Source organism: Bradyrhizobium sp. WCU1 (assembly GCF_053474805.1).
Genome location: NZ_CM130280.1, coordinates 644,472 through 664,346 on the forward strand (window position 1 = coordinate 644,472; position 19,875 = coordinate 664,346).

The window sequence follows — 19,875 nt, forward strand, 5'->3', positions numbered from 1 at the left end:
GCTCACCCCGAACCGGTAAGACGTACCGGCCTGGTCTTTGCCGATGTTTCAGATTGATGATCCGGTCGAACTGTGTCCGAGACAGGCCACTCGGCTCTATCATCGTGTGCGCGCAAGAGGTCCCACGCACCGAAGCGCATGTGGCCATCGATCAGATCCTGCGCCACGGCGAAGGCGAGGCCAAGAAGCAGCCCGCCAACGATCGCTATTCCAAGCACACTCTTAGGCTTTGGCGAAGCGGCCCTCAGGGGAGGCAAAGCCTGCGTAATGAGACTCGCGGCAAACACTGGCGTTGACTGTTGTCGCGTAGCCTCCAGCCTGCGCAGCATGTGGCGAAAACTATCATAAGCGCTTTTGGATGATTCCGCAGCAGCGACCAGTCTGTCCATACTGACAGCGGAATCCGAAGCATCTTTTCTGCTTCTGAAGTCCTCGAGTGCCTTTTGCGCAGCTGACGCTTGTATGCTCAATCCGTTCAGTCGATCCCGGACCCACGTCTCGTCTTGCAACGAGCCGCCCTGGTCCATTTGATGAGTAATATACTTTTCCGCGACGGCGTTCAGGATCTGCGCTGCCCGATCAGGATCTCTGGAATCGAAGGTGAGTTCGACGAGATAGGTAGGGCCCACGCGCTTGGCGGAAAGCCTTTGTCCGAACGATTCAACGGCGTAGCGCATCGCGCTACCTGAGCCTTCCGGTCTGGTCCAGCCGAGCAGACGCGATACGGATAGAATGCTGTTACCCTGACCGCCCGCAAATTCCGGGCTCTCTGCGAGACCGAGCTTCTCGATCACGGCGCTCGCAATGCTCTCAGACTTTATGATTCCGATCTGACTTTCAACGATCGTTGCGACTGCCGCTACGTCTCCGGGCGTCGCCTTCGAGTCTACGATAAGTTGCGCCTTGGCAGTAAACGTGGGTACCGCCATGACGAGGTAGAGCATGGCAACGCCAAGCGCTGCGCAACATCCCAGCCCTATGGTCAACAGGCGTCGCCGTACGAAGGTTACCACCGCCAGCAGGGAAATGACCGGCGTAGGACGAAATTCCGGCGGCGGCGGATTCTCCCGATTCACCCAATTATCCGTTGTATTCTGCAACATCTTCGTACCAGCGTTGATAATTTGAATTCTGCTGCAGAGGTGAGGTCAAATGGCCCAAGGGCACTCACCGAAGGACGCACGGTCAGCGGAAAGCACAGCAGATTGACGTGTGGTCGCCGCACCAACTTTTGACAGATGGTGGCCGCGAAATGTGCCGGTATCCGCTGAATTCGCCAAACGGCCATAGACCGGACACGCCGGAGGGTTGGCGGAGGCCGGCAAATTGATCAAGAACGCTTCGTTCATGGACGCTACGATCCAACCGCTCATTTCCCACTGAATCAGTACATTCCGGGTCACAGGTTGGGAAAGGCAATAAATGGGTAATTACGATGGTCCATTGAGCCGCGGCACTACCGGACTAAATTCGAGCGGCAATCCACTCGTTCGCACATCCCAGTGGGTCCGATGCAACTTCAAATTGTCGATCAACAGGGCCGATCAATCGAGAAATGGGCGGGTAGCCCTGTTTCCCAGCAATTGAGGGAAAGAACCTCCGTTTTGCCGATCCGGCCGTCTCGATGGTGACCCGAGCGTCAGCGATGTTGACATGTTGGTACGCCGCGGATTCCGAGCGTTTCACCCTGATGACCAGGTCGTAGAGAAAGTTGCCGTCATGCCGAACTACGCACCGCGCAAGTGTTTCAGAGCCAGTATCATCGGCAACGGCCTCGGCGGTTACATCAAATGGGGCTTGGCGGTCCTCGGCTTGACGATTTCGGTGGCACAAGCAAAGGCCGAGTATCTCGTCAATGTCGGAGACGTCCTGGAGGTCGCGGCGGCTGGCGTGCCGGAGTTGCGATCCCGTGCAGCTGTCCAGACGGACGGGAATATTGCACTGCCGCTCGTCGGTGTGCTTCAGGTAGCGGGCCTGAGCTTGCCGCAGATCCGAACCAAGATCGGCGCCGCACTGGCGAACAAGGTGTTTCGGCAGAGAAGTCCTGAAGGGCGCGAAAGTGTCATCGTGATCGATGCAGATGAAATCACGGCGACCGTAGCGGACTACAGGCCGATATACATCAATGGCGACGTATCGAAGCCTGGCCAGTACCCTTACCTTCCGGCCATCACCGCACGCCAACTCATAGCTGTGGCGAGCGGTTACGACATCATGCATGTCAGAATGAACAATCCGTATCTTGATCTGGCGGACCTGAGGGCCGAGTACGGGTCGCTTTGGACTGAACTCGCCAAAGAGCAGGCGCGCCTGTGGCGTATCAAGACGGAACTCGGAGAGGCGCCCCAGATCGTTCCAAATGCTGCGAAGGACTCGCCGATAGCTCGATCGGCGATTTCAGAAATCTTCAATGCCGAAACTGAGTATTTGAAGGTTAAGCAGAGTGACTATCAGCAGGAGAAGGACTTCATCCAGCGCGGTGTTCGGCAGGGAGACGATGAAGTACGCGTGCTGTCCGAGCAACAGAAAAGGGAAGAAGAAGGATTTCAGTCGGACCAGGACGAACTGCAAAAAGCGCAAGACATGTTCGCCAGAGGAACCTTGACCAGCCCGCGCGTCACGGATGCACGTCGGGCGGTCTTACTGTCGTCAACCAGGAAGTTGCAGACTTCAGCACAGCTGCTGCAAGTCAAGAAGCAGCAGGATGATCTGGTCAGAAGGCTGACAAAGCTCGATGATCAGCGGCGACTTGACCTGCTACGTGAGCTGCAGGACACGAGCTTGAGGCTTAACCAGGTTCGCGAGAGACTGCAGGCCGTGGGTGAGAAGATTCAGTACACTGCGATGGTTCGATCGCAGCTCGTGCGAGGCGCGGGCAGCAAGCCGGACATTACCATTTTCAGAAAGGGTGAGAACGGGCCGGAACAGATTGCCGCGAGCGAGGACACCGAGTTGCAACCAGGCGACACCGTCGAGGTTTCCTTGCGATACCAGGACCTTCCGGACGTCCCTTCCCGAAAGCTAAGCGGTTTGAGTCCCTCATCGGCGACGGGCCGAACTGCCGTGACCGAAGCTGATGCGGCTTCGGCCGGCACCAGGTGATGAGGTCGGCCCGGTCGGTCAAGCCCGCGAGACTAAAGCGCGATGAGATTGGGTTGAATCGCCATCGCGCTGTAGTTCATCGTTTGAGCATGATCTTTTCGGAAAACCGCTTCGCACGTTTCCGGATCATGCTTTAATTGGCGTGTGTCTGTAAGCGATGCAGTGCGTCCAGCCGAGTTTTCGCTTCCTTGATTCCTGCGGCATCTGCCTTGGCGTACAAGGTTCTCGCTTTGCTCGCATCGCCGCGCGTGCCGTAGGTTCCCCATTTCGCGAGAACCAGCGGATCGTAGGTTTCCGCCAGCGCGAAGCTCGCCTGGGCGCTGCCCATCTCGACGGCGCGCTCAAGCACAAGCCGCGCCGCACCGACATCGCCCTGCCGGAGTAGGAAACTCGCGCGCGCGACCAACCCTGCAGCGTCCGCCACTTGCTCGGAAGCAGGCTGAGCGACGGCGCGTGCAGGCGCCAGGGGTGCCGGCTCTGCTACCGGAGTGGCGGCCGCTCCGATCGAGGTGGACTTGTCCGGGCCGGGCGAGCCGGTCGTCAAGACGTCTGGCGCAGCGCCAAGTCCTTTGCGCCCCTGCGCCTCATACGCCTGGATCGCGCTCCGCGACAGGAAGAGGTTCTGCGCCTTTACGTCAGCGCTTTCGGCGCGCAACTGCCTCAACTCGGCAGCACCGGCTTCTACTATCTGTTTCTGCTGCAAGACTTCCTGGCTTGCCTTTGCGGCCCTCGCCGTCTGGGCTTCACTCTCGCGACGCGCTGCCGCGAGGTCCTGTTCCAGCCGCTCGGACCGCTCACGCTCCTTTTGCAGATCCGCCAGGCCGCTCTTCCCTGCCGATGTCAGCCGGGACAGATCCTCGGCTGCTTTGGTTACCAGCGCAGTCTTGGACTCGACGTCGCGCCGCGCTGCCGCCAGATCCTGCTCCAGCCGCGCGGATCGCTCGCGCTCCTTTTGCAGGTCAGCAGCGGCGCTCTTGCCTGCTGCTTGCAGTCGGGATGTTTGCTCGCCTGCTTGCGTCACCAGCGCGGTCTTACTCTCGACATCGCGTCGTGCCGTCGCCAAATCCTGCTCCAGCCGTGCGGATCGCTCGCGCTCTTTTTGCAGGTCTGCGGCAGTGCTCTTGCCTGCGACTTGCAGCCGGGTGGCTTCCTGGCTTGCCTGCGTCACCAGCGCGGTCTTGCTCTCGGCATCACGTCGCGCGGCCACCAGATCCTGCTCCAGCCGGTCAGCGCGCTGACGTGCCGCTTGCAGCAGGTTCTGCGCCTCTGCCGCGCCGTTCTCCCTCTCCCGTTTCAATCGAGCTGCTTCGTCGCTTGCCTTCGCCGCCAGTGCGGCCTGGGCCTCGACATCATTGCGGGCCGCTGCAAGATCCTGCTCCAGCCGAGCCAATTGGCTGAGCTCGTCCGGCGAGGCTTTGTGAGCTGAGGTCGCGCTGCCTTCAGCCGCCCGCCTCAGCTCCGCCACTTCTTCGCCAGCCTTGAGGGCCTGCGCCTCGTGTGCGTAGATCGAACTACGCGCCTGAGAGAGCTCCTGTGCGAGCGCGTCGGCCTTTGCGCGCGATTGCCTCAGATCGACAGCCACAGCTTCCATCGACAGCTTCTGACGCGAGACTTCCTCGCCCGCCCTTGCCGCCAACGCAGTCTGGGTCGCCAGATCACGCCGTGTCGCAGCGAGATCCTGCTCCAGCTGGGCGGACCTCTCTTCCTCCTTTCGCAGGTCCGGCGTTCCGCTCTCACCCGCGGCTTTCGTCGCAAGCGCAGTCTGAATCTCCAGATCACGCCGCGTCGCCGCGAGATCCTGATCTAGCCGCGCAGACCGGTCGCGTTCCCGCTGCAGGGATACCTCCAGCTGTGCTGCGCCGCTCTCTCCCGCTGCCTTCAGCCGGGACGCTTCCTCGCTCGCTTTCGTTGCCAGTGCTGTCTGGATCTCCAGATCACGCCGCGCCGTCGCTATATCCCGCTGCAGCCGCGCAGATTGCTCGCGTTCCTGCTGCAAGTCGGCTGCGTCTCTCTCCCCCGATTGCCTGAGGCGGGACGCCTCCTCGCTCGCTTTAGCCGCAACTGTGGTCTGTGTCTCGAGTTCACCTCGCGCGACCGCGAGATCCTGCTCGAGACTTGCGAACCGCTCCGGGTAGCGAGGCAACCCGGTATCGCTCGCAGCAGCTTGTCCGAGTTCGACAAGCTCTCCTCCAAACGCGCGGGCTTGGGCCTCGTAGGCCAGGATTGCACTGCGCGTCAACGAAAAGCCGCCTGCCGGCATGCCGGCCATTGCGGGCGGTTGTCTTGTCTCGGCTGCGCCGCCCTCCCTGGCTGGCTCCGGCCGCGATTCTTCCTCTCCTGTTTGTGCCGCCGGCGCAGTCCGGATCTTGAGATCGCGCCGCGCCGCCGCGAGATCCTGTTCCAGCGTTCCTGCCCTCTCACGCGCGCGTTGCAGCGCATCCTGCAGCTCCGCGATACCCTGTACGTCCTGCTTCACTAGGGCAGCATTTTCGACGGCCTTCGTGGCCAAGGCAGTCTGGACTTCGAGGTCGTGACGAGCCGCGGCAAGACCCTGCTCCAACATCTCCGCCCGCCCGCGCTCCAGCTCGATCCGCTGCAACAGGCCGATATCGAGCCTTGCAGTTGAGAGATCGCAGGACAGGCTCTCACCCCAATTGGGTTCCTCCGAGGCAAGCCCACTCTGGGCGCTCGCTCCCTGCACGATCAGCACCGACCGTTTGTTATCGCCTCCGTCCCGCGGCGCGGCTTTGGACTCGCCGTCCTCCGCCGCTGCAGCAGAATTGAGATCGCGAAGAGCCACGGCTTGCCGCGTATCCGCCGCAAGACGCACGGGATCGGTCTCCGCCAGTGTCGCAACGGGTGCCCACGCGGTTGCGAACACGGCGACGGTCGTCGTCCACAAGAGCACGGGCCGTGCTCCCCTGAGCAGGCGTCGCGGCGACGCGCCCGCGGTTTCGCAGGGAGGGCCTACTTCATTGTCGAGGAGAACCGTCCGATCCATCCGCAATCACCTTTCGTATGGCGACGCGATCTGGCGAGGTGCGACATTGGGTGCCCTACCTCGGCGCGCCCTCGAGTAAGCCTCCGCGGGGCCGATCGTGCTGGCATTCATCGTCACTTGCGGCTCCGGCTGTCGCTCTCGCCGTAACTGACGAGACGCCGCAGCTTGCGCCAGCGCATCCACGCTAAACCGCGGTATGTTCGTGAGCACCGGCGCCGCCATTACAACGTGACGGGCGTAACCCGCCCTTTGCGGTCCGTGCCACTGCTACGATCACTTTACCCATCGGGCTCTGCCTTCGCCGATCCGAAATTTCGTCGTAGTTTCGTGCAGTTCGCCCGCGCGCGCTATTTCCCCCCATGGAGGAGCCCACCTACTCCTTCCGGAGTATGCCTGCCTGCCGCGACCTGACGCCGCAATAGCCGGAGCATCACCTCACGCGAGAAGCGCCGCGCAGCGCACCGGCTCGAAAATCCCGGCAAGATCCAACTCGAACTGATCGAGGTGAAGACCGGCATCTATCTCGCCGAGGACGACATCATCCGCATCGAGGACGACTACCGGCGCAGCTGATCAGATGGGCATTCAGTGCCGGCTTGCCGCCGGCCAATCCGTATCTGAGCCGCGATGCCGCGATCGGCCTTAATGGCGTGAGCTTCTACAGGAAGGGATGCGCATGAGATGGTATCCAGAACGGCATGTTAGGAAGGCAAATGGTGGTTGCTGGAGTTCATCGCGATGTCGGGCGGCTCTGCCATAGCCTTAACCAAACTCCGTGTTCGACAGCGTACCTCGGAATTTCTGGCCGGCCTCTTGCAAAGCAGAGTAATTATTCGGTGCTCGCTTCATTGCAGCGGAAGTAAATTGTTCATTGCCCGACTTTGATCGTACCGCAAGAAGCGGACCAAGACGTCCACTTGATATTGCGGGAACCCTTTCGGTTTTAGAATCACGACCGAAAGGCTCTCACCTATTTCCGGTCCCGCATGGAGATCAAGATGACCGACGAGCAGTTGATGCGCCTGAAAGTCTACGGCAACAACGTCCAGCGCTATCGCCGATTGCTCAATGGCAACCTGACCGAAGAGGAGCGGCAGTTCGTCGAAAGGCGCCTCACGGAAGAACAGACGGCGATCCAGAGGCTGAGGGCGGATGCCCTCGTACTTGGCACCTCAAAGGCGATCTGAAGAGGCTGCTTCCTGCGCCAGACCGCCATTCCCGGGTCGTTCCGTCGCAGCCGCCAAGCGATGCCTCGCTCAATGCCCTGCTACCGAAGTTGAATTCCGCTGCGGCCGAAGTTTTCCCTCACCGATGCGCCGTTACTTCGCCGCACCTTGTTCACGTTGCCCAACTCTGTTCCTATACCTTATTAGGTAACACGGATGTCATTTGTTCCTTCTTTGTTCAACAATGGTCCATCACCGGCGAGGATTGGGCGCATTGGTCGGGAGCGCGTCCGTCAATGATTGCTTCACGAGTTCCGCCCGCTCCTTGGTCAGCTTCTCAGCGAAGCTGCCGTATTTTTCGAGCTGCGCTGGCCCCTTGAGTTCTCTGTCGTAAACCATCCAGTCAGTGGTTCCTCTTCGAACGAGGAATCTGGCCGTTAGCGGCGGCGTGTGGTTCAAAGATTATCTCCTAATTGATCGAGCCACCGGTCTCAAAAAAATGCACACCGGGTGACGGCCTATTCCTGAACTGGGACACTGAAAATCCCAGTAGCGCTCACACTGCAAGGCGCGTGCCCATAAGCTACTCCTGCGGCTGATCGCGACGCGCCGCCATGGCGGCCAAGGCAACGACACGCCAGCAAAATAGCATTGCCGGCTACGACTCTGGATGACGTCAGGGAGACAATTCCTTGACGCACAATCGAGCAGCGCGGCCCAGGACGAGATGTATGGCGGCGTTGGCAAAGATTGGACCAGGAAGCAATGCCGCATCTCCCGCAGAGATGGCATTCAGGCGGTTCAGAACTGGAATTCAGTTAACCGATATCGTGCTGCTTTCCGGCAGCGGCTTCCGCTTGTTCTCCGACGGGCTATTCGCACTCCCACCAGAACGGAGCTTACTTCGCGATCCAGGTCGACGGCGACACGGCAGTCTGGTGCTTCATGAAGCGGCGGCGGCGGCGCAGATCAGCGCGCTGACCACGGCCATGCCGCAGGTTGTGGTTTGTTCGCATGCGGCCGCGCCGGGGAGCGTATTGGCTTGTGCGTCTGGGCAACATTGGTCGGCCGCGGACGCGGCACGGGTACGTCGAAGGTTACGTTTGGTTGGTCTGACGTCTGCCCAGGCTCTTCGGGCGCCACCATTGGCGCTGAAGCGTTCGCGATCAGACGGGCCAGTTGTTCCTGGCTTGCGCTGAGCCGCTCGGTGACGGTCTTGCTTTCCTGCGCCATCTGAATTTGGACAGTCTTGATCTGGTCGATAGCATTGTTGTTGCGCGCTATTTCCGCTCGCCCTGCCGCGAGTTGTCTTGCCAGGCTATCATTGTCGCGGGCCAGTTGTTCTTGCCTCAGCTGTAGCTGTTCAACCGCTTGCCTCAAGGAGGCAAGATCGCGCTCCATCGGTTGGAGCTGCTGTGCCAGATCGGGGGAAACCACGACGGCAGTTGGCGCAACGTCTTTCGGCGGGACCTGTGTGAGAGGTGTGGGGTTTGAGGAGGGTACGACTGCTGTACCAACCGAGGACCACCACCAAATTCCGCCCGCAATGGATGCCAGCAACACCAAACCGACTGAGACCGGGTACCGCCGATCTCTCAATCGATGAATCATTGCCCGCAGCGCGCGAGGCTCTTTCACACTGGTCGTTGGACTCGAGGGGCTGACTCCCGCTTCGCGCGCGAGGTTCGAAAGCTGCTCCTCCAAGCTCGCGAGCGGCGCTTCCGCAACCTTGTTATCCAGCGTGGAGTCCATTTGGTGCTCCGAAACAAACACAATATGATCCGACTAAGAACAGAGCCAAGGGCATCAACAGCCCCGACTGAGCAGTCCATTAAAATGCGCAAATGAGAGGGCGGATAGCCTACTGCAGCTTAGGCAAGCAGGGAAGCGGTCCGATGCGCTTGAGCCCGCGTGGACTGCAAGGGGCATTAGTCCGACACTGAACGGCTCTGCCGGCTCGGTCATCATCGCCTGGAAGAGTTCCTTAACTTGGTCCGCTCCAACTTCGTGCAAGTCTGCTTGTGCTCCAAGAGCATGCGCCAGGCATCGACTGCGATCCGGTCGCATGGGTCGTTACTTCGCCGAGCATGATAGGCCTGCGCTTTGCCGCAGGCGGTAGGTCAGGTTCTCTGGCTGAACGGGCGCGCCCCGGTGCAAGATCGCGTCGTCCCCGCGTGCATGCCTCCGCCTTCGAGAGCGCTTCATCGAGCGAGGCAAACGGGCTGAGTCACCTATGAAAAGCGATAGATCCGTTTAACGGCCCGGAACGGAAACTCTCGGTCCGTACCTCGCACTCGCGGGCGGCCGCGCCGGCGACAGGCTCACCCGGCACACGACATCCTGAGCCTTCTGTAGTCGTGTCCTACGGGATCGTCGCGTGTCAACACACCGCGCAATCAAATGACCCGGAAGCCCGTAGCCATAACCGTCTTCATCCCATCCTAACAAACGTCCACTCGGGGACTTCAAACGGCAGGCCGCGAGTCGCCGGATAATGGGAATAACCTCCGAGGAGGCCTTCGAGCGCAGCCACCGCCGAGTGATAGGACCCGAAATCCTCCTCCTCAAAGAAGAAGTGAAATCGGCCATTGAGCGGCACGATCCGAAACGTGCCGCCCTTGGAGCGGAATTCCCAATAGCCCGACGTCATTGTCGCCACCAGCCGCGCCGACGAGCGGCCGTTGCGGCCTCGAGCTTGTAGGCGTCATGGCCAATGTGGAGGGCTCGGAATGTCATATGAAGACCGCTTTCGAATCAGCATGATTCTACAGCGGAAGGACATTGTCAGCCAAAGCGGCTGATCGACTTATCCATCGACTTTCAACGCGGGCGCCTAGAGCATGATCCGGAAAAGTGCGAAGCGGTTTTCCGAAAAGATCATGCTCAAACAAGGAGCTAAAGCCCGATGACGATTCAACCCAATTTCATCGCGCTTTAGCGGCGCGGCAAACCATTGATCGGCTAAGGCCCGGAGTATAGCGAGCAATGCTCGTCGTGGCGACACGGGCGGGCTCAGGTTCGGTCAAGACTCAAATAGCAGTTCGAACGGGTCGACCGCCTCATCAAATCGCGCCTCAATCGGGCATCCATTTGATCGAAGCCGGATCGGCGGGCCGCGTGGTCGTGTAAGTCACGAGGTCGTAGCCTCGCTCGACGACGAGATCGGCAACTTCGATGAAGCCTTCGTCGTTCTCGTCCCCCGAGCTATGATGCGTGACATCGCTCATGGGAACATTCTGGCTTGTCAGGGACAACCTCACCATGCCTTGATGGTCCCGAATTGGCCGGCAAATCGGAATGAGCCGCGCCTCAAAATTGGTCGGATGATAGGGCTTGAGACGCAAGTTCTTGTAGAAGGTTCTGTCTCCGTCGATCGACAGCACGCTTTTGCAGGCTGCTGAGTTCACCATCAGGCCGCGGACCGATGAGTCCGACCCGATGTAGATCGGATACGTCTCTCCGCGTCCCAGCCTAACACCCGAAAACGAGATCAGCCGCGAGGAATACTCAACCGGCGCGCCGGCGGCGCAGCCGAGAATATTGGATCGGTCAATTCCGAACTAAGCCGAAGAAGCCGGGAACTCGGAATCAGGACGATCGATGCCTCCAACATCGCATGCGGGCGGACCACGCCGTGTGCCAACTACAAGAGCGACCTCCTGCACCTGACGCCGTCCGGATACGAAGCTCTCACCAGGATCGCCAGGGACGGCATCGGTTCATCGTAGGCGCTTCGCAAATCGACCTGTCCCCGACGGGAAGAGATGAAGCGAACACGTGGCCACCACAGCGATTCGATCCAAGATTCATCATGCCCTAGGTCAGCATCGCAATGATCGACTGAAGTCGATCGGATGCTGACGTCACGAGCCCGTCGAACGATGTCTGGCCGTGAGCCGCCGTCCGCAAGATGCACTCGGCGACGGCCGCCTTGAGACCGAACACAGATTGATCGGCCGGCACGCTTGCCATCACCGTGTCTAGCGCATCGCGCATCGTCTGGATCAGTTCGGCGCTGAACTTCATGGCTGTCCTCCGCATCCCGAGGATAGGCCGGGCGCGCCCGGCCGCCACTCACAAGCCCGCGATTCCAAATTGCCGTTTCTTAATGCGATGACGAACCGGTGATTCGACGGAGAGCTAAAGATCCTTCTCGGCCAGCTTGCGAAAGTCGTCGGGCACCGAGCGAACGACCTCCAGCGCTGCCGAACCGTATCCGATCACATCCCAGCCAAAGCGGTCGCGGACCTTGTCGATGGCACGGTCCGCCGCCCAGCGCGCCATCCCTGCCGGGCTTCCAGGGCGCAGCGCTTCATCGGCCAATCCGAGCGGCAGCTCGAGCGCAAGGTCCCAATGCTCCTCGAGATGCGACACCGAAATCGCCAGCAGCGAAATGAACTTCTCGCCGGGGTGATCGGCAAGCGCTGTGCGCACCAGCCTCTCTGCAAGCCGGGCCAGGATCACTGTCGTGCACACCGGCGCATCGAGCGTCATCGAGCGCGTCACCGACTTCAGGTCGGCGAAACGCACGCGCACCGTCACGGTTCGTCCGGGCCGGGATTTTGCCCGCAGCCGCGTGGCGACGCGGTCGGCGAGATGAAGCAGCGTCGGCCGGATGACGTGTTCGCTCGCGGGCTTGCGGCCAAGCGCCGATTGTGCTCCTGCCGAGCGTGCGCGCCGATGCGGTTTGAGTTGTCGCGGATCGCGATTCCAGGCCAGCGCAGCCAGCTTCTCGCCCGCCGCAGGACCCAGCAGCCGGGTCAGCGTCCGCTCCGACAATTCGGCGAGCTGGCCGATCGTCGCGACGCCGATCGCGTCCAGCCGCGTCCTGGTGACGGGCCCTACTCCCCACATCAATTCGACCGGCAATTCATGCAGGAAGCCGAGCTCGGCGTCGGGATCAACGACGACAAGTCCATCGGGCTTGGCGACCTGGGAGGCGATCTTCGCGAGGTGCTTGGTGCGGGCGACGCCGACCGAGATCGCAAGGCCGAGCTCGGTGCGCACGCGCCGCCGGATCGCCGCGGCTATTTCGGCGGGCGCTCCGAACAGATGCGTGCAGCCGGCAACGTCGGCAAACGCCTCGTCGATCGAGATGCGCTCGACAAGCGGCGTGAAGTCGCCGATCACCTTGATGGCCGCGTCACCCAGCCGTTGGTAATCGCTGAAGTGGCCACCGACGAAAATGAGCTGCGGGCAGAGCCGGCGAGCTTCCCGTCCCGACATGCCGCCGTGCACCCCGAAAGCCTTGGCCTCATAGGATGCTGCAAGCACAACTCCGCCACCGACCGCGATCGGCTTGCCTTGCAGCGACGGTTCGAGCAGCTGCTCGACCGACGCGTAAAACGCGTCCAGGTCGGCGTGAAGGATGGTGGCCGCTTCTGCCATCTCGATCCGTCAACCCTGACCCGAGCAAGATTGCCGGTCCCTGGACTCTACGACAGCTGTAAGAACAAAACAAGAACATACTTAAAGCCCGATCAAGCCGGAATTTATCGCGGGCGCTCGCGTCCCAAGCGAAGCCGTTTCGTCAGCGGGTGTCGGCGCACGCTCCATTTCGACACGTCTCGGCTCGCGCGATGTCGAAGGAGTTGCCTGCTGCAGATCGCGCGGCGTCCAAGCGCGACGACGCACGGCTCGCGCATCGCGTCGCACCCAACGGCCGGGCTTGCTTTGACGAACGCGCTTTTTCGGGTAGATATCCTGTCATGACCGACCACTCTCATCAGGTGGACTTCCAGGCCGCGGCCTACCTCTACAAATGGCCTTCTCTCGGCAATTCCAGGCGAGAGGATCGCGCGCCCTATATGATCGTCAACGGAACGCTCGACCAATGCATCCGGGACTTCATGGGCAAACCGGAGAAGACCCGACACCTCTACGAGATCCGGACCAGGTCGCAGCCTCCCCTCGTGCCCGATGTGCTATCGCCCGAGCATGTGATCGAGCTCTCCAGGCTTCGGGAATTTCTCTAAGCCGCGCGGGCGGACGATAGGCAGTGGCAGCGAGCAGGAGCGGCAGCCAGGGCCGAAGGTAATCGCTGCGCCTGGCATTCACGCCTGGCCCCGTCTCGTTGCTCACCTGAAGCGAGTTGCCGCTTGACTGCATGCTTTCTGACCCTCGCTGTCGATCATCATCGACTCGGACCGATGGGTGCCACCCGGCAATCGCCGAAAATCGCACTTTTCAATAACAGGTCGCGGCGTCGCCTCCGAGCCGGCCACACCCCTCCGGGTTGAATTGTCGCCATTGCGTGACCGCCGCCGGCGGCTTGCTCGCGTCGGCCGGCGCAGTTGATAACCTGCTGCGCTCTTCGTCGAGGAACTGCGAATGAAGCTTCTGGATCTGGACGTTTCGCTCGAGCAGGGACATCGTTCTTGCTTGAACCTGCTCGGCCAACGACTTGCGCAGCGCGTCTTCCCGATCGAGCCATTCGGGAAACTGCAACAGCGGCCGGACGCGGCCGATCGCCTTGATCATGCACGAGGCCCGCGCCACCGCTTGCGCGATCTGATCCGGAAAGCCGCTGCGGCATTCCGCGAGCGCGCCGTTCAGGCTGACCGTTTCGGACGCCGTTGCCGTTGCCTGTTCCGCCTCCCCTTCAACGGCTTGGCGAGCGGCCTCACAACAAGACAGCAGGCCGCAGAGCGCAAGGGCGACCCGGCATCGCGCGCACGTCGGTCACCGCAAGCCTGCCGTCGCGCGCGCACCCCGCCCCCACAGCCGTCGCCATGAGCGCGGCGTGATCACCGCGCCATCGGCTCCTGTTGCTGTCGGTGGCCGTCCAAGACGAGCGATCCGAAGCTCGCATCCGCAAAAATCGTGTGTGCAAAAAAGTGGTATCTCGAAATATTGCATCGGCGCGAAATAGCGCCGGTACGCGGCAATCAATTTAGATGTAGTCTTGTTCGTGGCGCAATGATCACCTTGTGGGCAGCGGCTCGACAGTTCGTCAGCCGCCCGCCGCACCGTTGCGTGCGCTATCCGAGCCACGCGGATGTAGTCGGTGCAGCCGTGCCGACCGAGGCGATAGCAGGAAATTCCTCGTCGCAAGCCGTCGTGCTTTTGCAGGTGGCGTGCGGCCCCGCCGCATCGACCGGCGTCTTATCAACACGCGCACGATCGGGTTGCCCTTAGTGAAAATCGGCCCGCCGCCATCGGATCGACATGTGCCGGGACAGAACGTATCGGCGCTGTCAAAAATTTCCGCTTCGTCCCCACGGGTTCCATGTTCTAGGATCGGCCATTTCGATGAGAGCGCTCCCCCATCATGCGCTCGAGGAATTTTAGAACCAAAACGTACAACAGCTGATCCGGGCCTCATGGGGACTTGAGATGACCGATCGTATTGCACTCTTCATCGACGGTGCGAATCTCCACACCACCGTCAAGAGCCTCGGCTTCGAGGTCGACTTCCGACGACTGCTCGTGGAGTTCGGCAGGCATGGCCAAATCGTCCGCGCCTATTTCTACACTGTCGTGAGGGACGACGACGAGTTCAGCAGCCTTCGGCCGCTGGTGGATTGGCTCGACTACAACGGATACGCGGTCCGACGAAAGTCGGCCAAGCAGCATGACGACGGCGACGGGCGGCGGCGTATGAAGCGCAGCATCGGTATCGAGCTCGCGATCGACGCGTTGGAAATCGCGCACCGCATCGACCATGCGTTCCTGTTCTCCGGCGATGGTGACTTGCGAGCCGTCGTCGAGGCCGTCAGGCGGATGGGCGTACGCGTCACCGTCGTTTCCAGCATTCGAACGAAACCTCCCATGATCGCCGATGAGCTTCGCAGGCACGCTGACGTGTTCGTCGATCTCGACAGCCTCAGGCCGTCGATCGAGCGACCGGCTCATCCGATTGCGCCGGAGTGAGGTCGCCAGCGCCTTCCGGCGTCGCCCGCGGGGCTCGCGCTGGCAGAGCGCGCGACGCGGCCGGCCGCGTCCGTAGATCACCGAGTTGCGCAGGCCGCGCGGAGACATCGGTATTCTCGGGCGACGCAACTGCGGCCGCCCGCCGTACTGCTGCATCGATCTTTGCGACCAGGTTGGACGAGTCCACGGGCCGAGATCTTCCGGTTCTATTTTTCCAGCAAGTCGCTCTACGGGTTGACCAGCCACCTCGCAGGCGCGCAACCCGATGCCGAGGCGACGCCCTTCGTTGCAACCTACCTGGCAACCTGCCGCCAGCAGGAGGTGGTGGCTGGCCGTTAGGGCGAATTTAACCGATCTTGATTGTTCCGACCGACGTTGTCGCTCGCCGGCACCAACCGAAACGATCCCTGGAGCGCGAATAAACCGTTGAATTTTAATAAAAATGCTCGGTGTTCCGGTCACCGGCGCCCGATCGCTCTGCCCCACTTAAGGCGACGGTGTGGCCGAAATATCATAGGTTGCGGAACCGTCCGCTGTTAGCGTCATCCAGATTATACGTAATATTTTTTTTGAGTAGGGACGGAATTATGAGGTCGGCGTACACGGTGATTGCGTGCCTCTGCCTGGCGGCGACGCCAGCAAATGCCGAGCTTTTCTCCATCAACGATGCGTTGCGCCAGGCAATGCTGACCAATCCCGGCGTGGGTGAAGCGTCTGCCAACCGGCGCGCGACGGAAAGCGAGCTGAGACAGACTCAGAGCACGCTGCTGCCGCAGGTGCGCATCGACGCCAGCTATGGACCGGAAAAATTCGATCAACCGCCGGGCTTCATCACCCCGTCCATTCAGTCGGCACCGACGGTGGGTTCGGGACCGTGGCGCAATGGCAGCCAGGAATCGGTGGTCGTGCGTCAGCTGCTCTGGGACGGCTTCTCCTCGATCTATGACGTCTGGCGCCAGACCGCGCGGGTGAATGCTGCGGCCTCCCGCGTCAAGGAAAGAACCGAGCTGCTGGCCCTCGACGCCGCCGAAGGTTACATGGACGTCGTGCGCTACATGCGGCTCGTGAGCCTCGCCCAGCAGAACGTCGCCAACCACGAAAAAATCTTCGCGAACGTCAACTCCCGCTTCTCGGGCGGCCGGTCCGGCGAAGGCGACCTCGAGCAGGCCCGCGAGCGCGTCGAGAGCGCCCGCGCGGCCCTCGCCGAATTCCAGCGCAGCCTCGATGACGCGAGGGCGAAGTACCGCAAGGTCGTCGGTCTCGAGCCGACCAACCTTCGCTTCCCCGCCCCGCTCGGCGGCTTGCCACACAGCCGCGACGAAGCGCTGGCGACCACGCTGCGGTTCAATTCGACGATTGCAGCGGCGCAGTCCGACGCCGACGCCGCCAAGCACGCATTCAAGGCGACCGACGGAACGTTTGGCCCGAAATTCTATCTCGAGGGACGGGCGACCCACTACGACAACTCCTTCCCCTACGTGGCGGCCACCGGAACTCCCGCCATTACGCACGAGGACTATAGTGGCAAGGTGGTGATGTCCTGGGACATCTTCCGCGGCGGCCAGGATGCCTGGAACAGGTCGGAGAAGGCCGAGCGCTATACCGAAGCCACCATGCGCCACGCGCGCTTGCAGCGTGATGCCTATGAATCGATCGACAAGGCGTGGAATGCCCGTACGATTACGGCCACGCGCATCGCGGCCCTGACGCGGCAGCTCGAAGCGGACCGCAAGACCATCGCGGCCTTCCAGAAGGAATACGAGCTCGGCCAGCGCTCCCTGATCGATCTCTTGAACGCGCAGAACCAGTTCTTCAACGCGTCGGTCTCGCTCACCTCCGCGCGCAGCGTCGTCGTTTTCGCCGACTACCAGCTGCTCGCCGCGATGGGCACCTTGATCGAGTATCTGAAGGCTCCGCCGCCGGTCGACGCGGCACCCACCGACATGCTGTCGATCGGCCTGCCGCGCTACTCGTTCCCGACCCTTCGCGTGAACCTGCCGCAAACCGGCCCTGAGCCGGTGCATGTCGCCGTTCCGGCGCCGGCCGGCTCGGTTCGCCCTGCCAGGGGCTACAAGGAGGGCTATGCGGCGGCCCAGCCGAAGGATGTCGGTTTCGCTGACCGGTTCACCGGCTCGACCACGATCGCTTCCGTGCCCGGCTCCTCGGAATGGATGCAGCAGCAAAAGAGCGCTGCGGACGGCCCGAATGTCATTTACGCGGACCCGTCGGACGCGGCGAATGCGAGTTCCTATGCGTCGACGAAGCCCCACTGGCTGCTGTCGGCCTTCCCGAGTTCGGTGCAATAGATCCGCCAACCAGGATCAGGACGAAGGGCCCCGAACGGGGCCCTTTCGATTCCCGTATTAATACTTAAAGCATGTTTCGCTGATTTTGTTCGCCATTTGTTGTAGCCTACCCCCGAAATCATCGAATGCGATTGCTGCATTTCCATTTTGGTTGTCGAGGTTTCAGTTGTCATTTCGAATCCCCAGCGCGGCGGCAGACGCCGTCCGCCCCTCGCCGGATGACCCAATTTCAAAACCTGCCGCGACAAGTCGACGGCCCGCAATGGGCGACGATCCCCTCACCGCATCGTTGACTTATCTTGCGGCTCATCATGGCCGCGCCGTGAGCCGCGAGGCGCTGCTCGGCGGACTTCCGATCACGGACGGGCGTCTGTCCGTTTCGCTCTACGATCGCGCGGCAAGACGCGCGGGTCTGGAGACCGAGGCCATCAAGCGCGACATTTCCGACATTCCCGCCCTGGTCCTGCCGGCCGTCCTGATTCTAAAGAACGGCTCCGCGCTTATCCTTCTCGGCGTGGACGCAGCGGGCAAGACGATCAGGATCGTCGATCCGACGACGCCGAACGCCCCACGCGCCACCGACATCGCTTCGCTTGCCGCCGACTACACCGGCTACGCGTTCCTGGTGAGAAGCGCAGCACAGGCCGATGCGCGCACCGCCGCCGCAGGCGACATTCCCAGGAACCATTGGTTCTGGTCGGTGGTGAAGGCGCATTGGCGCAGCTATGGGCACATCGCGATCGCCGCCCTTCTGACCAACGTCCTCGCTCTGGCGATGCCGCTGTTTACGATGAGCGTCTACGACCGCGTCATCCCCAACGGGGCAATCCCCTCCCTGATCGCCCTCTCGATCGGCATGGGGCTCGGCATCGTGTTCGATTTCATCTTCCGCATGGTCCGCAGCCGCATGATAGACGTGACCGGCAAGACCATCGACGTCGTGCTCGCTGCCAACATCTTCGAGCATGTGATGTCGGTGAAGATGGCGCAGCGGCCGAGCTCGGTCGGCATCGTGGCCAACCAGCTCCGCGACTTCGACTCGGTGCGCGAATTCTTCACGTCCGGAAGCGTGGTTTCGGCGACTGACCTGCTGTTTGCCATCCTGTTCGTCGGGGTGCTGTTCATGATCGCCGGACCGCTGGCCTGGATCCCGCTGATCATGCTCCCGCTCGTCATGCTGGTCGGCTTCCTGCTGCAGCGCCCGCTCGATCGCGCGATGAAGCGCCTGCAGGCCGAATCCGCCGCCCGGCACGGCGTGCTCGTCGAGTCGCTGTCCAGCCTGGAAACCGTCCGCGCAACCGGCGCCGAGGCGCGGATGCAGACCTTGTGGGAGCGTTCGGTCGCGGCGACCGCCAGATCCGGAGAGGACGTTCACTTCTGGTCGTCGATGTCGCTGACCAGCGCGAGCACCGCCCAGCAGATCACGAGCCTGCTGCTCGTCGTCGTCGGCATCTTCCTGATCCTCGACGGCAAGCTGAGCGTCGGCGCGCTGGTCGCCGCAAACATGCTGGCCGGCCGCGTCCTGGCGCCGATCGCCGGCATCGCGTCCGTGATCACCAAGGGAACGCAGACGCTGACGTCGCTCAAGGCAATCGACCGCATCATGTCGATCGAGCGGGAACGATCGCCGACCCGATCCTATGTCGCTAGACGGATCGACGACGGCAACGTCGCGTTCGAGAACGTGACGTTCGCCTACCCCAAAGCGCCGGGCAACGCGCTCGAAAAGGTCAGCTTCAAGATCCAGGCCGGAGAAAGAGTCGGCATCATCGGCCGGATTGGGTCCGGCAAGACCACGGTCGGCAGGTTGCTGCTCGGATTCTACGAGCCGAAGGAAGGCCGCATCCTGGTCGACGGCGTCGACTCGCGCCAATACGATCCTGCGGACCTGCGCGCCGGCATCGGCTTTGCGATGCAGGACACCGACCTGTTCTACGGCAAGCTGCGCGACAACATCGCCCTCGGCAAGCCGGAAGCGACCGACGAGGAAATCCTGCTCGCCGCGCGGCTCTCGGGTGTCGAGAGCTTCATCGCCGGCCATCCGATGGGCTACGACATGCCGATCTCGGAAGGCGGCCGCAGTCTGTCGGGCGGCCAGAAGCAGGCGATCGGACTGGCGCGCGTGCTGATCCGAAAGCCGCGCGTGCTCTTCCTCGACGAGCCGACCGCCCACTTCGATATTCGCAGCGAGCAGGAATTCCTCGAGCGACTCAAAGGGCTGCGCGACGAGCGCATGACCATCATCATCTCGACCCATCGTCTGTCATTGCTGAATATGGTCGATCGACTGCTGCTGTTCGACAACGGCCGCCTGGTGGCCGACGGTCCGCGCGACAAGGTGCTCGCCCTTCTCCAGGGCAAGCCGGCGTCGACGGCTCCGGCGCCGGAGAACACGATCCAGCCGAAATCCGCATAGCGAGCGAGTATT

General features: G+C 61.8%; 15 protein-coding genes and 1 pseudogene. 7 read left to right on the plus strand and 9 right to left on the minus strand.

The annotated features are described in order from the left end of the window. Nucleotides 1–2: 2 nt before the first annotated feature. Entirely contained in the window at nt 3–1,103 is a 1,101-nt protein-coding gene (locus ACTUWL_RS03060) for a Wzz/FepE/Etk N-terminal domain-containing protein (protein ID WP_021082439.1), read from the minus strand. 616 nt (nt 1,104–1,719) lie between these two features. On the opposite strand from ACTUWL_RS03060, the gene ACTUWL_RS03065 reads away from it, so the two are divergent. Then, complete coding sequence (locus ACTUWL_RS03065) at nt 1,720–3,102, plus strand: polysaccharide biosynthesis/export family protein (RefSeq protein ID WP_021082440.1); 1,383 nt, start codon at nt 1,720–1,722, stop codon at nt 3,100–3,102. Between the two features lie 133 nt (nt 3,103–3,235). On the opposite strand, the gene ACTUWL_RS03070 is transcribed toward ACTUWL_RS03065, so the two are convergent. Further along, nucleotides 3,236–6,010 carry a hypothetical protein gene (locus tag ACTUWL_RS03070; RefSeq protein ID WP_021082441.1) on the minus strand — a complete coding sequence of 925 codons (2,775 nt, stop codon included), beginning with the start codon at nt 6,008–6,010 and terminating at the stop codon, nt 3,236–3,238. A 546-nt stretch (nt 6,011–6,556) separates the two neighbouring features. Between ACTUWL_RS03070 and ACTUWL_RS03075 the strand changes: the two are divergent. After that, nucleotides 6,557–6,676 (plus strand): annotated as a pseudogene (locus ACTUWL_RS03075) (hypothetical protein); the annotation flags it as partial. A gap of 425 nt (nt 6,677–7,101) precedes the next feature. Further along, nucleotides 7,102–7,290: a hypothetical protein gene (locus tag ACTUWL_RS03080; RefSeq protein ID WP_021082442.1), complete on the plus strand. Its 189-nt coding sequence runs from the start codon at nt 7,102–7,104 to the stop codon at nt 7,288–7,290. Between the two features lie 231 nt (nt 7,291–7,521). On the opposite strand, the gene ACTUWL_RS03085 is transcribed toward ACTUWL_RS03080, so the two are convergent. From ACTUWL_RS03085 to dinB, 6 genes are all read right to left on the minus strand, one after another. Beyond that, nucleotides 7,522–7,728, minus strand: a complete 207-nt coding sequence (locus tag ACTUWL_RS03085; protein WP_106940237.1) for a hypothetical protein — start codon at nt 7,726–7,728, stop codon at nt 7,522–7,524. 510 nt (nt 7,729–8,238) lie between these two features. After that, a complete protein-coding gene (locus tag ACTUWL_RS03090; protein WP_021082444.1) occupies nt 8,239–9,021 on the minus strand; it encodes a hypothetical protein in 783 nt (260 codons plus the stop codon). 679 nt (nt 9,022–9,700) lie between these two features. Next, on the minus strand, nt 9,701–9,919 hold the full coding sequence (locus tag ACTUWL_RS03095) for a hypothetical protein (RefSeq protein WP_021082445.1): 219 nt from the start codon (nt 9,917–9,919) through the stop codon (nt 9,701–9,703). Nucleotides 9,920–10,343: 424 nt separating this feature from the next. After that, entirely contained in the window at nt 10,344–10,652 is a 309-nt protein-coding gene (locus ACTUWL_RS03100) for a hypothetical protein (protein WP_146160363.1), read from the minus strand. 433 nt (nt 10,653–11,085) lie between these two features. Beyond that, complete coding sequence (locus ACTUWL_RS03105; RefSeq protein WP_021082447.1) at nt 11,086–11,295, minus strand: hypothetical protein; 210 nt, start codon at nt 11,293–11,295, stop codon at nt 11,086–11,088. A 114-nt stretch (nt 11,296–11,409) separates the two neighbouring features. Further along, entirely contained in the window at nt 11,410–12,657 is a 1,248-nt protein-coding gene (gene dinB, locus ACTUWL_RS03110) for a DNA polymerase IV (RefSeq protein ID WP_021082448.1), read from the minus strand. A 320-nt stretch (nt 12,658–12,977) separates the two neighbouring features. Here dinB and ACTUWL_RS03115 point away from each other — a divergent pair, with 320 nt between their 5' ends. Further along, nucleotides 12,978–13,244 carry a hypothetical protein gene (locus ACTUWL_RS03115; protein WP_021082449.1) on the plus strand — a complete coding sequence of 89 codons (267 nt, stop codon included), beginning with the start codon at nt 12,978–12,980 and terminating at the stop codon, nt 13,242–13,244. 211 nt (nt 13,245–13,455) lie between these two features. On the opposite strand, the gene ACTUWL_RS03120 is transcribed toward ACTUWL_RS03115, so the two are convergent. Then, nucleotides 13,456–13,749: a hypothetical protein gene (locus tag ACTUWL_RS03120; RefSeq protein WP_021082450.1), complete on the minus strand. Its 294-nt coding sequence runs from the start codon at nt 13,747–13,749 to the stop codon at nt 13,456–13,458. Between the two features lie 855 nt (nt 13,750–14,604). Between ACTUWL_RS03120 and ACTUWL_RS03125 the strand changes: the two genes are divergently transcribed. From ACTUWL_RS03125 to ACTUWL_RS03135, 3 genes are all read left to right on the plus strand, one after another. Next, a complete protein-coding gene (locus ACTUWL_RS03125) occupies nt 14,605–15,141 on the plus strand; it encodes a LabA-like NYN domain-containing protein (protein ID WP_021082451.1) in 537 nt (178 codons plus the stop codon). Nucleotides 15,142–15,728: 587 nt separating this feature from the next. Beyond that, nucleotides 15,729–17,447, plus strand: coding sequence for a TolC family outer membrane protein (locus ACTUWL_RS03130; protein WP_021082452.1), 1,719 nt, complete (start codon nt 15,729–15,731; stop codon nt 17,445–17,447). Between the two features lie 262 nt (nt 17,448–17,709). Further along, nucleotides 17,710–19,863 (plus strand): type I secretion system permease/ATPase, encoded by a 2,154-nt coding sequence (locus tag ACTUWL_RS03135; RefSeq protein WP_021082453.1) that lies wholly within the window; start codon nt 17,710–17,712, stop codon nt 19,861–19,863. Nucleotides 19,864–19,875 lie beyond the last annotated feature (12 nt).

What these genes read in the sequence shown, in the direction of transcription:
- ACTUWL_RS03065 (WP_021082440.1), top strand. Translation starts at nt 1,720, where the DNA reads ATGCCGAACTACGCACCGCGCAAGTGTTTCAGAGCCAGTATCATCGGC.
- ACTUWL_RS03095 (WP_021082445.1), bottom strand. Translation starts at nt 9,919, where the DNA reads ATGACGTCGGGCTATTGGGAATTCCGCTCCAAGGGCGGCACGTTTCGG.
- ACTUWL_RS03080 (WP_021082442.1), top strand. Translation starts at nt 7,102, where the DNA reads ATGACCGACGAGCAGTTGATGCGCCTGAAAGTCTACGGCAACAACGTC.
- ACTUWL_RS03125 (WP_021082451.1), top strand. Translation starts at nt 14,605, where the DNA reads ATGACCGATCGTATTGCACTCTTCATCGACGGTGCGAATCTCCACACC.
- ACTUWL_RS03115 (WP_021082449.1), top strand. Translation starts at nt 12,978, where the DNA reads ATGACCGACCACTCTCATCAGGTGGACTTCCAGGCCGCGGCCTACCTC.
- ACTUWL_RS03060 (WP_021082439.1), bottom strand. Translation starts at nt 1,103, where the DNA reads ATGTTGCAGAATACAACGGATAATTGGGTGAATCGGGAGAATCCGCCG.
- ACTUWL_RS03120 (WP_021082450.1), bottom strand. Translation starts at nt 13,749, where the DNA reads ATGATCAAGGCGATCGGCCGCGTCCGGCCGCTGTTGCAGTTTCCCGAA.
- ACTUWL_RS03135 (WP_021082453.1), top strand. Translation starts at nt 17,710, where the DNA reads ATGGGCGACGATCCCCTCACCGCATCGTTGACTTATCTTGCGGCTCAT.
- ACTUWL_RS03105 (WP_021082447.1), bottom strand. Translation starts at nt 11,295, where the DNA reads ATGAAGTTCAGCGCCGAACTGATCCAGACGATGCGCGATGCGCTAGAC.
- ACTUWL_RS03090 (WP_021082444.1), bottom strand. Translation starts at nt 9,021, where the DNA reads ATGGACTCCACGCTGGATAACAAGGTTGCGGAAGCGCCGCTCGCGAGC.
- ACTUWL_RS03130 (WP_021082452.1), top strand. Translation starts at nt 15,729, where the DNA reads ATGAGGTCGGCGTACACGGTGATTGCGTGCCTCTGCCTGGCGGCGACG.
- dinB (WP_021082448.1), bottom strand. Translation starts at nt 12,657, where the DNA reads ATGGCAGAAGCGGCCACCATCCTTCACGCCGACCTGGACGCGTTTTAC.